Annotated in this window: 15 protein-coding genes; 5 read left to right on the top strand and 10 right to left on the bottom strand. The window is 41.3% G+C overall.

Translation table 11 applies throughout. The annotated features are described in order from the left end of the window. Nucleotides 1-172: 172 nt before the first annotated feature. The gene (locus QNM18_RS11330) at nt 173-2185 is read left to right on the top strand and encodes a protein-disulfide reductase DsbD family protein (protein ID WP_284137266.1); all 2013 of its coding nucleotides are present in this window, start codon (nt 173-175) and stop codon (nt 2183-2185) included. Next, a complete protein-coding gene (locus QNM18_RS11335) occupies nt 2169-2777 on the top strand; it encodes a redoxin domain-containing protein (RefSeq protein ID WP_284137267.1) in 609 nt (202 codons plus the stop codon). Before QNM18_RS11330 ends, QNM18_RS11335 begins: the two co-directional genes overlap by 17 nt. A 121-nt stretch (nt 2778-2898) precedes the next feature. On the opposite strand, the gene QNM18_RS11340 is transcribed toward QNM18_RS11335, so the two are convergent. The 7 genes from QNM18_RS11340 to QNM18_RS11370 all read right to left on the bottom strand — a co-directional run bounded on the left by QNM18_RS11340 (nt 2899) and on the right by QNM18_RS11370 (nt 10961). Then, nucleotides 2899-3123 (bottom strand): hypothetical protein, encoded by a 225-nt coding sequence (locus QNM18_RS11340; protein ID WP_284137268.1) that lies wholly within the window; start codon nt 3121-3123, stop codon nt 2899-2901. 2 nt (nt 3124-3125) lie between these two features. After that, complete coding sequence (locus tag QNM18_RS11345) at nt 3126-4193, bottom strand: hypothetical protein (protein WP_284137269.1); 1068 nt, start codon at nt 4191-4193, stop codon at nt 3126-3128. A gap of 287 nt (nt 4194-4480) precedes the next feature. Further along, a complete protein-coding gene (locus QNM18_RS11350; protein ID WP_211010550.1) occupies nt 4481-5260 on the bottom strand; it encodes a hypothetical protein in 780 nt (259 codons plus the stop codon). 336 nt (nt 5261-5596) lie between these two features. Continuing rightward, nucleotides 5597-6811, bottom strand: coding sequence for a hypothetical protein (locus QNM18_RS11355; protein WP_284137270.1), 1215 nt, complete (start codon nt 6809-6811; stop codon nt 5597-5599). A 516-nt stretch (nt 6812-7327) separates the two neighbouring features. Then, nucleotides 7328-8230, bottom strand: coding sequence for a hypothetical protein (locus QNM18_RS11360; RefSeq protein ID WP_211010547.1), 903 nt, complete (start codon nt 8228-8230; stop codon nt 7328-7330). 786 nt (nt 8231-9016) lie between these two features. Then, a complete protein-coding gene (locus tag QNM18_RS11365) occupies nt 9017-9727 on the bottom strand; it encodes a cupin domain-containing protein (RefSeq protein WP_284137271.1) in 711 nt (236 codons plus the stop codon). A 514-nt stretch (nt 9728-10241) separates the two neighbouring features. Continuing rightward, a complete protein-coding gene (locus QNM18_RS11370) occupies nt 10242-10961 on the bottom strand; it encodes an SDR family oxidoreductase (RefSeq protein WP_284137272.1) in 720 nt (239 codons plus the stop codon). A gap of 294 nt (nt 10962-11255) precedes the next feature. Between QNM18_RS11370 and QNM18_RS11375 the strand changes: the two genes are divergently transcribed. Then, nucleotides 11256-12155 (top strand): LysR family transcriptional regulator, encoded by a 900-nt coding sequence (locus tag QNM18_RS11375; RefSeq protein ID WP_284137273.1) that lies wholly within the window; start codon nt 11256-11258, stop codon nt 12153-12155. 99 nt (nt 12156-12254) lie between these two features. Here QNM18_RS11375 and QNM18_RS11380 read toward each other — a convergent pair whose 3' ends face one another. Continuing rightward, nucleotides 12255-12881, bottom strand: a complete 627-nt coding sequence (locus QNM18_RS11380; protein WP_284137274.1) for a hypothetical protein — start codon at nt 12879-12881, stop codon at nt 12255-12257. Nucleotides 12882-13055: 174 nt separating this feature from the next. Between QNM18_RS11380 and QNM18_RS11385 the strand changes: the two genes are divergently transcribed. Next, nucleotides 13056-13607, top strand: coding sequence for a TetR/AcrR family transcriptional regulator (locus QNM18_RS11385; RefSeq protein WP_284137275.1), 552 nt, complete (start codon nt 13056-13058; stop codon nt 13605-13607). Between the two features lie 200 nt (nt 13608-13807). Continuing rightward, on the top strand, nt 13808-14704 hold the full coding sequence (locus QNM18_RS11390; RefSeq protein WP_211010539.1) for a hypothetical protein: 897 nt from the start codon (nt 13808-13810) through the stop codon (nt 14702-14704). Nucleotides 14705-14976: 272 nt separating this feature from the next. On the opposite strand, the gene QNM18_RS11395 is transcribed toward QNM18_RS11390, so the two are convergent. Beyond that, nucleotides 14977-15204, bottom strand: coding sequence for a hypothetical protein (locus QNM18_RS11395; protein WP_284137276.1), 228 nt, complete (start codon nt 15202-15204; stop codon nt 14977-14979). 26 nt (nt 15205-15230) lie between these two features. Beyond that, nucleotides 15231-15317: integrase core domain-containing protein (locus QNM18_RS11400; protein WP_284136834.1), on the bottom strand; the 87-nt coding region annotated here is incomplete at its 5' end.

The raw sequence follows: 15317 nt of genomic DNA on the forward strand, positions 1-15317 counted from the left end.
GCAATGTTCACAATAACCTAAACAAGCTGGCGACTGATAATTACACGTTAGTCGCAAATCACTTCATGCCACGTAAGTACATAGTAGGCTTATTAAGTTGAGTGTTTTATGGACTAAATTATTGAGTTTTGAGACTACAATGATAAAAGACATTTTCGGAACAGATAATTGCATGGTTAAACTTATCTTCATTTTTCTGTTGGTATTTTCATGTGGGGGATTTGCACAGAATTCAGCCACAGGGCCACATATTGAAGTTTCGCTGGTATCCGAAACCAGTCAGCTTAGCATAGGGAAAACCCACTGGATCGGCATCATACTGAACCCGGAACAAGGTTGGCACACCTACTGGTTAAACCCGGGAGATTCAGGTGAAGCCCCCAAGATTGAATGGCACAGCGATGCAATAGAGTTTGGGAATATTCAGTGGCCAATCCCTAAAGCGATAGAAGTAGCGCATTTAGTGAACTATGGCTACGAGGGCAGAACTTTACTAATGGTGCCAATAACGCTTAAAGAGCAATCCCTTCCCCATGCAACCATAAAGGCCGACTTGTCTTGGCTAGTCTGCAATGAAGACTGTATACCTGGGTGGGCTAAGTTAGAACTTGATTTACCAATAGTGCCAACAGGGCAGTCTATCGACTATTCCGATCACCAAGCCTTATTTGAGCAAACTCACTTACGTTTGGCGAACAAGCCATTCATTGAGGCTAAATTTGAACTAAGCGAAAGTCATATTGCTTTGCAAATGGCATGGCCTTATCAATCGAACTGGCAGATATTTCCATTTAGGGGGGACGTGATCCAGCACAATGCTGCGCAAGATTGGACACAATCACAAGATGTAGCCCAGCTAGTGTTACCATTATCCGACTATTTCTCTTCACAACCCGACTCACTTAAATTTTTGTTGAGTGATGGAGGTTCTGGGTATTATGTCAACGCTTTGCCAAATTCTCCGGACTTTACCCGTACCGATAACACTGCATCGAAACCGTTTTGGGTTATTTTAGTTTTCGCATTTCTTGGTGGTTTAATCCTCAATATCATGCCTTGTGTACTGCCTGTATTATCGATGAAGGCCCTGGCGTTAAGTTCGGCTGAGTGTAAAAGTCACTGGGGGTACCCACTAGGGGTCATTATCAGCTTTTGGTTATTTGCTGCGGTTGTTATTTCGTTAAAGGCAGCTGGCAGCGCTGTTGGATGGGGTTTTCATTTACAAGAGCCATTGCTGATTGCTGCATTGGCCTTTTTGTTCACTTTCATTGCGATGATGCTGTGGGACTTATTACCACCAAGCGTAAACATGTCTGGGATTGGACACTCATTGACGCAAGGCAGTTCTTTTTTCAGCCAGTTCTTTACAGGTGTACTTGCGGTTATCGTTGCATCCCCCTGTACCGCACCATTTATGGCGACCGCACTGGGTGTTGCCATGCTTAGCCCTGCATTTGAAACCTGGCTAGTTTTTACAGCATTAGCGGTTGGCTTTGCGCTACCTATGACACTACTCCCTATGTCGTCACACTTTGCAAAGTTATTGCCAAAGCCCGGAACATGGATGGAAACCTTCAAACATTTTCTCGGCTTTCCTATGCTTGCGACTGTAGTGTGGTTGGTTTGGGTATTTTTATCTCAGACCAGCAGCATGGGCCAATTGTGGTTATTGTCTGGATTATTACTTTTTGCACTCTTTATCTGGCTGTCGAGTAAAATGGGTCGCCCTTTTAGCTATATTTTTATGCTCATGGCGCTCGGCATCGCGACACTTTCAAGTATGAAAGGCACACACATTACTAGCGATGATCAGCAGCTCGGATCCGACCAATTTAGTGAACAAAAACTCTCTCAACTACGTAATGAAAATCATGTTGTAGTAGTGAATATGACCGCCGATTGGTGTATTACTTGTAAGGTAAATGAGCAAGTCGCCTTTAAGGATGATGCGCTAAAAGCGCTCTTTGAAGAAGGTGATATCGACTACCTAGTCGGAGATTGGACAAACAAGAATACAACTATTTTAAACTATTTGAAGCAATATCAACGCTCAGGTGTACCCTTATATATAGTGTATGCAGGAAACCACAGTAAGCAGATTTTGCCTCAAGTGCTAACACCTGAGATAGTAATCGATGCTATCTATGAAGCTAGGAAGGAAATTAACAATGCAACGTCTAATTAAATGGTTTGTAATTACAACCTTTTTTGCCCCAGCCATGAGTATGGCGGCAGCAAAAATAGATGCCATCGCTCCTGATTTTACACTGCAAGATTCCTATGGAAAAACGGTGACTCTATCAGATTTCAAAGGCAAATATGTGGTACTGGAGTGGACAAACCACCTCTGTCCATATGTCAAAAAGCATTACGGGAGTGACAATATGCAATCGCTGCAACGCAAATACACGCAGCAGGATATAGTTTGGTTGTCTGTCATTTCCTCTGCAAAAGGTAAACAAGGGCACGTTGATGCCAACAAAGCAAATGATTTGACCAAAACTCGAAACGCATCCCCTTCTCATGTGTTATTCGACGAATCAGGGGCTGTTGGTCGCCTTTACAAAGCCAAAACGACACCTCATATGTACATCATCAATCCTGAAGGTAAATTGAGTTATGCTGGTGCCATCGACAGTATAAAATCGGCAAACCCCGCAGACATTCCAAAAGCGACCAACTATGTCGTCAGCAGCCTAACCAACTTATTGGCAGGTAAAGCCATCAACAAGAAAATTACTAAACCGTATGGCTGCTCAATCAAATACAAGAGTTAGTCGACGCAGTTCAGTTAGAGAAAGAAACAAGCTGGTCATACAGAAGGCTTGGCAAACCTATTTCACCAGCTTATTTCAACGCCTTAACAGTGAAATCTAACTTCCCCCAAAACACCGTTGATTAGTTTTCAGCGCTGGGATCGCGAGACTTTCTCTCTACTTTGCTCGTAAGCGCAGTCGTCAATGTGCCAAAGAAAAACCCTAAAATAATGCCACCCCAATTAACCAATACTTCCGGTAGCTCATTTTCAGGGTACATCACGGTCACAATTGCGACGGGAAGGATCACCATGACCGCCAATATGGAAGCCACAACAACCAAAACGCTAATGTGCCAATTAGACATATTTATCTCCTTTCTACGATGTTTTTGAGTAGAGTTGTTGCGTCACGTATCCGTTTCGAGCTAGGTTTATTATCATGCTTAAAAATCGATTCGTACTGCTGTATCGTCACTAATAACCTTTTAGCCATGTCATAGTACAAAGTGTCTTTTGCTATATCCTCCCGTGAGGTATAAGGAAACCCTGTCACTTTTTCAAAGCTCGTTAACCAGTCCCCCAAAAAAGTACGTATTGTTGATCCTTTTTTTATCACCGCGTTATTGTCGAAATAGCTTTGGATCACCATAGCAGCGTCAAAATGATTACCCGTCTTTTGATACAACTTGTATTCGCCCTGATAGGGCCTTGCGTTTGCTGGATTTGCCTTTTTAGCAACGGCATAAGCCGACACCGCCACATCAAAATAAGATGTTGTTGCGTCAATCTCTTTTTCAGGATCTGGTACATTCGTATATACGTGGCCTAGCTGTAAAAATAGCTTATATCTTTCAAGATCACTGAGGCCTTTTGTGTAATTCAAAAAGTCACCATCAGTAGTTAGATCCATATGCCTGATTGGCAACGTGCTTTGGGTCTTTAACGCATCGCCAATCAGTCTTACTTTGTAAGAGTAAATGTCAAAGCTTTGATAGATGGCACTTGCAGAATCTAGCTGATCCAACGCCTTGATATAATCACCTGTTAAGGCTGATTTTTTTGCAGAAAGCACTAAAGTATCTGCGAGATGCTCCTTAGTCCTAACATTGATATGGTGTTCTGTTTTGCCACTAAAGCCTGTTCTTACCCTATCCCGCTCAGGATCAACCTGCACAAAATCAGTATGTAGGACCAAAAACGCGATGTGCTCCTTGGCATATTTATTTGGCTCTAGCCGCTTACTAAATGTGCCTTTCGACGGTAAATACTTCGCTTCGATACGCTCTTCATTGACTAACAGGATCACTTTAGCGTTTTCAACATGTTGACTTGGTGGGGTTTGATTTATAACCGAACCGACGACAAAAATATTCTTGCTAAAGCAGCCAGCTGAGAAAAAAACAATTTGTATGGCTAAGATAAATTTCAGCATCATACGCCCTCCTCTGGCCCGCTTTTTATTCAATTATTCAATGACACTACTAGCATAGCAGCAGGTACCACCTTTTGCGTTCATTTGATACATCATAAAAAAGGAGCAACAACCCTATTAGCAACAACACATTCACATTCAAATTCACATCTATTTAATAAAGCGTATTAATTTAAATAAACAGACCAGCCAAAAGCAAACCACAAGAATCGTTTTACCACATAAATTTAAAACAGAGATTTTTATACCTTCAATATGAAAACAAGGAGTAAATATGCAATATAAGCCAATTACTTGTTATTTTTCTTAGCAGCTCGTTTTTGCCTTATCCGTTTCTCCATATTATTATAGTCTTGCACTCCGTCTTCAACAACGTAGTAAGTCACTAGAATCTCTTCAGCTGGTAGCTTCATTGCGGCTTCTTTTAGATCTTTTAAAGATTCTAACTTATCAACTACTTCTAGTGGATTGTCATTAATATTCAAAAATTTCTCTTCGCCAAGTTGTTTTGAAGCTTGATTACCATCCATTTCTGTGTTTACTTCCCGCAAATACAATGGCAAATTACGTATATTTTCTACTTGTCGTTTAGCACTTATATATTCTCCTAAATTTTGCAAGCGATCGTTTGTTTTTGTTACAAAGTCATGCTTGAATTTCCATGGCATTTTATATAAATTTATCCTTGTTTTAGAAATTGCTGTTTCTAATGATTTTCTCTCTGCCCACCCCGATTCGAAAAACTGTTTAATTCGGCTTTTTTCTATTCCTAGCTCCGTAAACCTCCCTGTTTTACGTATGGAATCTAAATTTCTAGCGGCCCAAATTGCATTATTGTATTTATTGACACTCTCCTTCTCCAACTCTGTTAACGCTTCAATTTGCAATGGTGTAATTTGTTCTTCAGACTCTTTGTTTTGTGCAATTACTTGAGAACCCGTAATATCAGTCGTTGGTTTACTTGGTCCTTTTTGCATTAGAATCATTTCTGACTCTTTGTTTTGTGGCTTAATCTGATTACCCGTAATTCCTGTTGCTGGTTTAATCGGTCCTTTTTGACTTTGCATCACTTTCTGACTCCTTATTATTTAAAAACAAACCTTAAAATCAACTCTAAACATATAAATTTAATATATAATTTAAAATCACCCACCAACAACAAAAAACACAACACATAAAAAATAAAAATTAGAAAAACAATATTATAATTAAGTTTATTTTAAATGTGCCCCCGAAAAATGAGGTTTTCACGCTAAGAAATGAATGGCATTCATGACCCTCGCATGACAAATAAAAAACTAGATTAACTATAAACTAAAATCATGGCGCAATTACCTTAGCCAATTAAGGTAAAGATAAACTAATTTAAACATGAAAAAGCAAGAAGCTTAACTACTTACAGGTTACTATTTTTTTTGAGTGTTCCACTTATACACGTTATCCTCATACCCATCTTCAAAAGCACTTTGATCTATAGAGGTCCCCATTCCTGTTTCAATCGCTCCTTTTCGTTCAGGATTGTTCAGCCCTTTAACAGCTGTATACAAATCAACTAACGATTTGGCCCTGTCGCCCGGAGCGGAAGTGAGTTTTTGGTCGTGCAAAAACTTAAACATTTTTTTCCAATTGGTAACTGACACATCGGTCGCGTTCGTGCCATCCTTCGTGGTGTCGTCAGTCACTGTTTGCACAACGGTTTCAACTATACTGGTAATTTTAGCCGCGCCTTCGAGCACACTATCTCCTTTAGAAGGGTGAATATCAGCAGCTGCCCGAGTAAAGTAAGTTGTCGGCTCTGGATAATAAATTTTTAGTGGATGTTTATCATATAGCGCTTTTCTTTTATCCACTTCATAGCCATTAAGTTCATCTAAAAAGGTTTGGTATTTATAATCTTCAGACTCTTGTAAATCGCTCGCCCCTGTCGAGCTCCAGTGGTAAGGCGTTGTAAGAACTAAAGGCATATTGAGCGTATCAGGTGCAATACTCTTGGCCCCTTTTGAATCACCAATTGCTTTGGCAGCAGCGTCAAGGCCATTCTCTATTTCAGACTCCGACCAGTCTTGATCATCATCCGCAGTTTTGTATATCAAATCTCGTCGTTCATCTCCCGCAAGCCACTTTTTAGCGCCCCAGTGCCCTAAAGCGGTTGTATGAGCAAGCTCTCGCCACGCGCGAAAAGGGAAATTAGTTCTTATTGGCCGCCCTATTTTATTTTGCTTTCTCGCGAGATCTGATGAATTTAAATTTGCCCAAATCCAAGTCGCAGATCCCCAACGCAAGAAGTTTTCGATGTAACCAAAGGTGTCATCTGATTTTTTTTCATAATCTCGCTTTTGTACTTTGTCATACTTGTATTTGGTACCATTTATTTTTGTACTGCCTTTTTTAACTACCCCTTGGTTTAAATCAGGCTCCCCATCAGCATTTCCTTCTCTTTTGTTAAAGCCAATGGCGTAGAAAATTCTATTTTTCAAACTCGGTTTTAAGCCACTGTGTTTTGCAACGACACTGTTTATTAGTTTCCGATCTGTGTGCAAGCCTTTTTCAGCAGGCGCTATCATTTCAACAATGACACCTGTCTCCTTCTTTGACTGCTCACTTTGATCTGCATTCAGCATAACGCATCCTTAGTTTTGTTTATGAATTGAAAAGCGCATTTGTGCTGGGCAAAAACAACCGCAGTAAGCCGTCAAACTCTGATCTCATAGGCCGACTCACACGCAGCACAAAGCTAATTTATGATTTAAAATAATTAAGTTAGAGATTTAAATTTAGAAAAAGGGGGCGAGGAGCTTGTTCTACAACATAATCAAATTGTGGATCCGCTGATTTGAATTCTCACTTGTGTCACCTTGCTGCAATTATGATTGATGCATTACCACAGCTAGCTGAGTCACCGTAAACAAGGGTAACTCTGTTGTAAAACCCCTCTCATTTTCAAGCACTGTAGAATTAAAAGCTTATACGGCTACAACAAGTGGGAATACTGATGATGCAAGCCGCTCGGCCCCTTCACATGATTCCGAGATTACGTCATTTAATTTAGATACCTACATGAACAGTCTTTAGATATCGAGAATAAAATGCGCAGTTACTTTTTAATACAAAACTGAAAAGTCATATGGTAGTAGCAGTTATACCCACTTTTTGAATGTCAAATCAGGCGTTGTAGTGACGACCTCATAAGCGTCAGAAGTATGGTTGCCCTTTCCGGCCCCCGAATGATAACCGTTAGCCGTGACACTTTTACCTATCTTCGTAAACCAGAACTTCCAACGCCCCTTCACTCGCTCCAGTGAGTCTGTCAGTTCGTAACCTGAATTGGGAACCACCTTGTCTTTCACATCGGTGCGACCACATTTAAAGATACAGGTTTGTGTGATATGTCCATCATAACGAGTGCCATCTTTGTCCGGTTTTAGCTTATTCTTGTCGATAGAACCATACGAGATGCGCGTGTGGGAGTCACTTCCCGGTGAGTCGCCATCCAGATAATCTGAGTTATCTCCTGGACCAACTGTTAACGGACCAACAGGCGCGCCCCCTTGCACTTGCTCTGAGATCATTACTTCATCCAGCCAACTATAATCGTTTGGCACACCATCGCTCTCATAGGCATCAGAGACTTCCATAATGGCTTCATCATCATCGACAAGACTATTTTTTGCGCTAGGAAGATCCCAGTTTTGCGGGTATGAGGCAATCGCAAAACGATTGGTGATTGCTGAATCATCTATTTCTTTGTTCTCAGATTTTACCGTCAGCTCTTCACCCAGCTTGGTTTGCTGCTTTGGACTAACGGTGATTTCTATTTCTTTGCTTAATTTAACATCTCCGAGTACGGAGACGTCGCCTTTGGTTTTGGATTGGTTACCTTTTGCATCATACAATGCCAGTTTCAACTCCTCTTGCTTTATCGTCCCTTCAACTTTTGCCGCCACTTTGGCCGACGCGCCCCCCGGACGAAGACGCTCATAGGTCCCCAACTTTGTCGCTTCCTTTATATCTTCTGAAGCTGTGATTTTTGGTTTCATCATAATAAAGATCCTTAATATTGATGGTGCCACTTACATAGTTTTACTACTACTTACATGTAAAAAGGGTTGTTCCACTTTCCAAAGAAAGTGCTTAACCCCCTTGTTTACTCGGTTCTTTAAAATCTGCTTTCAACCAAAATTCATCTTGGTTAGATTTGGAAGTCACTCTCCATCTGGTCTAATAGACTGGAAACTAGAAACCAAAAAATAATTTCTCTCTATTAATGCGCCAGATATATACCTTGAAAGTGAATTAGTCTGCTTGTGTGCCAACAGCCGTGGGAGCAATTACTTCAGCACATCATTACCCTTAATAGTGGCGCTGTAGAAATGTCATTTTAGAACGTGTCAAAGAAACTTTAAGTACCAACTACGCTCATTAAAACGGACTCTATGCAGAGATATGCAGTGCTCGCAATAGTTGGTAATCATCACTGTGTTTAAAGCGATTCGAATCAGTAAAAGTGCACTGCTCTTAGGTTTTTTATCGAATTTAGATAGCAAAACAGCATTGCCGCTTAACGCGTAATACGCTAAAACGGCTTCGCCGCATCACCTACATTTAGGTAATCGTATTTTAAAATACTGCCGTTATTATTGAAAAACGCAATGTACGCTACGCTTTATTAATACTAATAACGCAGCCGATGCGATTTTGTGAACAATATTTATGGTTTTAATATGCAGGTTAATCCTCCCCAAACTTATGTAACGAATTCGACTTGGAGCAATCGCATTGCGCACAAGGACATCCAATCAGCAGTTGTTTGAGGTAACTCACTCAACCTAACGTTCAATAGCACAAACGCGCTCTGTTGTTTCATAACCGCCTAAAGCATCAATAAATTCATCTCCCCACTCCATCACCTGATGTTCACTCAACTCCACTAGCCCTTGCGCTTGTAACGCTACGACTCTATTGGCGACTTGCTCTAGTTCATCGACATGACAGGGCCTAAATAGATCCGGATAGTCTTGTGCTATGACTTTCGCTTTTTTAGGGCAAACAGTATGTAACGGGTGTTCAAAGGGCACATAGGGTCCGAGCATTACTTCAACAACCATAGGGGCATCTTCTGCTCCCCAAAAGCAGTGTGGCGTCGCGTGCGGAAACAATATCACATCACCTGGTCCCACTTCTTTTTTTGCCATTTTCCCCTTACAAGTTTGCACTATGGCAGTACCGTAACCTTCTAACACGGTGATTAAGCGGCTACTTAGTGGGTGTACATGCATATCCCCTTTGGCCGCTGATTTTGGCGGGAACATATCAAAGCCAAACGAAAGCCCATCCTCTTGTTTTCTAACAATTTTGGTCAGCATGCAATCAATTTTTTCCCAAGGAAAAGCATCAAACTTTTTGTAGTCTGGCAATGCGTTTGAAGGCAAGCGATCAAAGTGCTTCCCCTGCTGCCATTGAACGAGTACAAATTGATCAAGCTGTGCTTTGGAGAGTTTTTGCCTGTTATTAAATAGGCTCAGTAAATTATCTGTCATTTTCATACTCCTTTTTGAAAAACTGTTTCAGACTTAAGAATCTAATACGTCTATATTGGAGGCTATCATCAGGCTAAAAGCAGACAGCTTAGCTCTGTCTCTTAAAGTAATTCCCCAATGTTTGCTTTTAACGAGCATTTCCAGCGACACAAGTCACCGCCCAAACTTCTTTGTATAAATTAGGTATACCTTCAACTTCATAAATTATCGGCCCGCGAAAAGGTTAACCCAAGGTTGCAAAAATGCAAAAACAAATCTTCGAATTCATGGTTGAGGCGAAAAAGCATTCAATTCATTCAGTGCATGCAAAGAAAATACAAAATAGTAAGTTGGACATGGGTGCCAAACATGAGGTTGCTTGATTACACAACAAAGGCCGGAGTTATTCAGGCTATTTCGCGTACGTGCCCACTGTGTTGGGCTGCTCAATCACCAATTCATGCGCAACAGCCATGGCAGAGTGAATAACTCTGCCATGAAGAGCTCAATGCCAGTGTGGCTTTTGTTCTCTGTTCTAAGGTTGCTGACGTGTTGCAGCAATTACCAGCTCTCGAATGCACACGTATTGCGGCTGCTCTTGAATAAATAGTGCGGCTCTGGCAATGTCATCGGCAATTAACGCGCCCCCCATGGTCTGCTTCCAGTCTTCATAACCGGCTTTAATCTCTGTTGAGGTTGTATGACTTAACAATTCTGTTTCCACCGCGCCTGGACAGATGCTTGTCACCCTAACACCAAACTCTGCAACTTCTTCACGGATATTTTCGCTGATAGCAGACACCGCAAACTTAGTACCACAGTACGCTGCATGGTTAGGGAATGTTTTCTTTCCGGCAATAGAGCTAACGTTGATGATCGTCCCGCTTTGTCTGGTTTTCATAGGCTCAAGCACTGCTTGCATACTTCCTAATAAAGCCAGTACGTTGACGTCAAACATCTTTGACCATTCACCGCTGTCTTGAGAGTCAATTTGCCCAAGCAACATGACGCCAGCATTGTTAATGAGGCACTCAACGGGACCAAATTGAGCTTCAGCTTTTGAAATCGCTTGTTCAAAAGCGTGTCTATCCGTCACATCGACTTGTTCACACAAACAGTTTGGTAGGTCAAGCGCTGCCAATTTCTCAATACGTCTAGCAACTAATAAAAGTGGGTAACCAGCTTCACTAAAACGCCTCGCTATAGCTTTTCCAATACCCGAACTTGCCCCGGTGATAACAACCAATTTTTTCATACTTTTTTCTCCAATATCTGATGCGTTCGTCTTGCCTATGCAGCTCTGTTATTGCCCATAAGTGCGCTGCAGTATCAGCAGCTGATTATTCGACCTACTTTTTAGGAAACAGAACACTTTGTCGTAAGTGTTCGGAACACCTTTTTCGTGCCACATCGTACTTTTCAAGTAAATTAAGCTACGAGCAACTTAGAACGCCATTGTATGAGATTGACTATTGGTGATATATACTTATCAATTCACAACAATGTTTACTTATAGTTACCAATAAAATCACTTTATGGACCAAGCAGTATGAATAAAAGCGTGAGCTATTCAGATATAAAAAGCTTTTTAGTGTTAGTCGAGTCTGGCAGTTTCACCAATGCAGCAGAAACGCTACGTTGCTCTCGGTCCCACATTTCCAAACAATTGACTCAACTTGAGTCTGATTTAGGTGTGAGCTTGCTGGTTAGAACAACACGAACACAACACCTCACTGATGCCGGTGAGATCTTCTATGACAAATGCAAACAGTCATTTTTAGGAATTGAATCGGCCATTGATCGCGCCAAAGAGCAAGCTTCTAGCTTATCTGGGAAACTTAAAATTAATAGTGTTGGTGGCTATATCGGCGAAAACATCATCGGCCCTTTGGTGTCAGACTTTATGAAAGCACATCCAGAGGTAAGCGTTGTACTTGATTTCAGTAGTCAAAGAGTTGACCTAGTCTCGGGTGAGTTTGACTTTGTGTTTCGAATGGGAGAGCTATTCGACTCATCCCTGATCGCGCGAAAGTTGACAGATATCGAAGTTGGTACTTTTGCCAGCCCTGCATATATTGAAAAATACGGTCGCCCTGCTGAGCCTAAAAGCTTAGTTAGTCACAAGTGCATCGCTGGCAGCATGAACCAATGGAGCTTTGTACATGCGTCGTCAAAAGCAAGGCAAAATGTCAGTGTCAATGCAGATTTGTCTTGCAAGAATGGCCGAGTGATGCTCCACAGCGCACTACTTGGCAACGGCATAATTCGCGTACCAAATGTTTACTGCTCCGATGAAGTCCAGCAGGGGCTCCTTGTTCCAATATTTAAAAATTGGCAACCGGAGCCTACACCGTTTTATTTGCTCTACCTAAAGGATAAACATCAACCTGCACGGGTCATCGCTTTTAAAGATTTTGTTTCAATGCACTTTGCTAAATACTTTAAATAAGCCCATCAATTTATTGTTGCCGTGTTGCAAATAGCTGCGCACACCTCGCTAGCTTGGCCTGTATTGCAACGCCTACACAGGCCAAGTCCTCAAAAGGCTCTACTTGCTTGCTTCTACATTCGGCCTGTAGGGCTCCTCACGCACACCATGAGATAAAACCAGCTTAATAATGTAGATTGACGCCAACCATTCAAGCCCCGGCGGGCCGACAAAAACCAATTGGCTCAACATAATCGAGAGCATAACGATAAGAAGTGCAACAGGGCGATGAATGTACTGTGGTAGACAATGGATCAAAACAACTGACAACATCATTAAACCGTACCAGAAAAATGCGTATGACCAACTGACATCAAAACACAGTGGTGCTGCAAAAATTTGAAAATGTATCGCCGGGAATAAGAACTTACTGCCAACGAGTTTACCTAAAAAGTTCAGCTCTAGGGTTTGATTTGTATGTAAAAACCGTTTCATCGACCCTAAAGAATTAGTCAGCACACCCCCTACCATATCCAATGCTAAAAAACTGGCAACGACATACTGCAACACCGACCAATCGAGCATACGCCACAGCGCAAAATATAGAATGACCGGCGCTAAAAACGCAGCATAATTGGCGATTGCACTTTCCGCCTTAGTCGGACTAAACCCCGCTGTAAAATTAAACTTGCCTGCACAGTGCCAATCAATATTTGCCCCATTAATAATGTGTTTATTTTGTGACATTCTTACCTCTACTTACAAAAGCCCAAATTAGCCGCACACCTTTATCGACCACATGGACTATATAATAATCACAAGCGCAAAGTTTGATCAACCTTTTTAGTCCACTTGGTCTAAATAATGTTTGTGCGTTATACTGGGCTGAGTAAAATTACCAAATAGATCATGAGTTAAACGATGCCAAAAGTTATTGATCGAGATGCATACCGGATTGAGCTGGCCACAAAAGCCATAGATATCTTTACAGAACATGGATACAACGGCCTAGGGATGCGCGGTATTGCAGAGGCATTAGGTGTTTCTAAAAGCGCTTTGTATCACTACTTTCCAAGTAAAAAAGACTTATTTGAAGCAAGTACGGAGATCGTCACGCAAAAGCACAGCTTATATGGCACAGAAGATGAGCAGAGCATACCCACATCAAAAGCAGATGCATTGCACGCGATAATCTCTACCTTAGACAGCAGATTTCAAGGCGAAATGGTACTGCTTTTAGAATATATAAAAAACCGCGATCCACAGGATATTGCCGATGATAAATTACTGCAAAAAGCAGACTCACGCTTTATGGATGAGCTCGCAACCATAGTCGGTAATGAACAATCAGAGCAAGCCTATGCATTGGTGATGGGCGGCTTATTACTTAGGCTATTAAATGGCCAGCAAACTTCAATTGACGTGATCAGTGATTGGATAAAAAATATGGCAAAAACTGACCTTGCTCCATAAACTACAAATTCATAAACCTGCTTCCTATCAACCCGATGGGAAGTGGCCACGTTAACAAGCAAGTTGACGCGCTTTCCTTGCCAAGCGATTTATGCACAAAACCCTCGACATCACATTTATTTAACCAAAAACACAACATTGATTCACAAACAAAGATTAAATATAATAATTCTCATTTTTATTAAAAGGATTATAACCAAATGAAATTACTCTCTGTACTCTTGTTGTTGCTGTTTTCTCTACCCGCACTAGCAAAAAAACCAGTACGTGTGGTGGATATAGGCGTGATGGGCTTAGCTTCCCATGACTTATTTCAATGGAATGCGCAGACACGTGAAAACGAGGAAAATGGACGTTTTGATTTAAGTACCATTTTTGACTATGCCAATGGCACAAAAATATACCAAGGTGGCAACCCCAAAAACTCTTCAAATGCCGCAGTCTATTCAATTACACAAAACCTAGTGAGTTTCTATGCTGGTAAAAAAGCTACACTGCTTATGTCTAGACAAGTGACTGAAGAACAGGCACATATCATCGCTCGACAGCAAACTGTAGCGTTTTTTATGGGTATGGTCATTGAGTCTTACGAACGCTTTACCAACGCTAGGTTTCCTAACTATGCACTCGCGCAAAGTGTTACCGACGATGAGCAAGGCGTAATGCGCGCACTGCATGATATTTTACCCGGCAAAATTTATGTCAATCGTAATTTCTCTCATCAGCAGCTAGAAGTAACCGATTTTAAACTCGCGATGAACCAACTGTCTCCAACAGAAATGATGCAATTCGTGAAGTTCTTTGATGGTGCATACGACGAAGAATACCTGCATGTTGTGATCCCAGGCTTCCCAGATTCTCGGGTAATCAATTTAAAAGAAATAGATCAAAGCTTTATTGCAGAGCAAACCAATTACAATTTGGACAATATGCTCAGGGAGTTGCATTTTTACGGCAAATTTCCTTTCTTCGGTAACCTTGTTGAATTTACCAGTTTTGGCTATCACCTAGAGAACCTGTTCGCAAAAGGTATATGCAATAAATATGTTGATGGAAGCCCAAACCCTTGGAACTCAATTTCCATAGAGTGTTACTAATCGACAATCTGACTTAAACATATGGCTGGTTCTTACCTGCCAGCTATATTTTACTGCCCTCAAGTGGAGTAATTTAACAAGGTACTTACTCTCCAACTTAATAATTCGTCGAGGCCAATGTCATATACAAACCAGGTTTTTATTAATCCAAAGAGTGAGAGATCAGCATAGAGTAAGTAGGCATATACAAAACTGTGCGTTTATTATGTGGAACTATCGTAGCACGCCAACTCTACGACATTTTGTTCTGGGTCTTTTCTATAAAGAGGTTTTCAATGACACCATTCATGTTCTGCAGTAACGACTTCGCATCCCGCCTTTTCTAACAGAGACTTCTCAACCAAATAGTCATCTGATGATATTTCCAATGCGAAGTGATGTAAGCTTGAGCAAGTCGGCTCAATAAAACTAAGGTTATCTTTAGAGAATGCGCTGGGTAACTCGTGAGCAAATGAACCTAATACTTGCGTATGTCCTCCATATCCTTCTGTGTGACCCATCCTAGTATGGGTTGACACTTTTTATGTCAAAACGCTCGATGAATTTCATCGGGCGTTTTGTACTTTAAGGCTGTGTGTGGCCTTTTCTGATTATAGGTTTCAACAGACTGCTT

This window comes from Pseudoalteromonas obscura, assembly GCF_030135505.1.
Taxonomy (GTDB): domain Bacteria; phylum Pseudomonadota; class Gammaproteobacteria; order Enterobacterales; family Alteromonadaceae; genus Pseudoalteromonas; species Pseudoalteromonas obscura.

Excerpts from the sequence above, each read along its gene's own strand:
- QNM18_RS11330 (WP_284137266.1), top strand. The coding sequence starts at position 173 with ATGGTTAAACTTATCTTCATTTTTCTGTTGGTATTTTCATGTGGGGGA.
- QNM18_RS11335 (WP_284137267.1), top strand. The coding sequence starts at position 2,169 with ATGCAACGTCTAATTAAATGGTTTGTAATTACAACCTTTTTTGCCCCA.
- QNM18_RS11340 (WP_284137268.1), bottom strand. The coding sequence starts at position 3,123 with ATGTCTAATTGGCACATTAGCGTTTTGGTTGTTGTGGCTTCCATATTG.
- QNM18_RS11345 (WP_284137269.1), bottom strand. The coding sequence starts at position 4,193 with ATGATGCTGAAATTTATCTTAGCCATACAAATTGTTTTTTTCTCAGCT.
- QNM18_RS11355 (WP_284137270.1), bottom strand. The coding sequence starts at position 6,811 with ATGCTGAATGCAGATCAAAGTGAGCAGTCAAAGAAGGAGACAGGTGTC.
- QNM18_RS11360 (WP_211010547.1), bottom strand. The coding sequence starts at position 8,230 with ATGATGAAACCAAAAATCACAGCTTCAGAAGATATAAAGGAAGCGACA.
- QNM18_RS11365 (WP_284137271.1), bottom strand. The coding sequence starts at position 9,727 with ATGACAGATAATTTACTGAGCCTATTTAATAACAGGCAAAAACTCTCC.
- QNM18_RS11370 (WP_284137272.1), bottom strand. The coding sequence starts at position 10,961 with ATGAAAAAATTGGTTGTTATCACCGGGGCAAGTTCGGGTATTGGAAAA.
- QNM18_RS11375 (WP_284137273.1), top strand. The coding sequence starts at position 11,256 with ATGAATAAAAGCGTGAGCTATTCAGATATAAAAAGCTTTTTAGTGTTA.
- QNM18_RS11380 (WP_284137274.1), bottom strand. The coding sequence starts at position 12,881 with ATGTCACAAAATAAACACATTATTAATGGGGCAAATATTGATTGGCAC.
- QNM18_RS11385 (WP_284137275.1), top strand. The coding sequence starts at position 13,056 with ATGCCAAAAGTTATTGATCGAGATGCATACCGGATTGAGCTGGCCACA.
- QNM18_RS11390 (WP_211010539.1), top strand. The coding sequence starts at position 13,808 with ATGAAATTACTCTCTGTACTCTTGTTGTTGCTGTTTTCTCTACCCGCA.
- QNM18_RS11395 (WP_284137276.1), bottom strand. The coding sequence starts at position 15,204 with ATGGGTCACACAGAAGGATATGGAGGACATACGCAAGTATTAGGTTCA.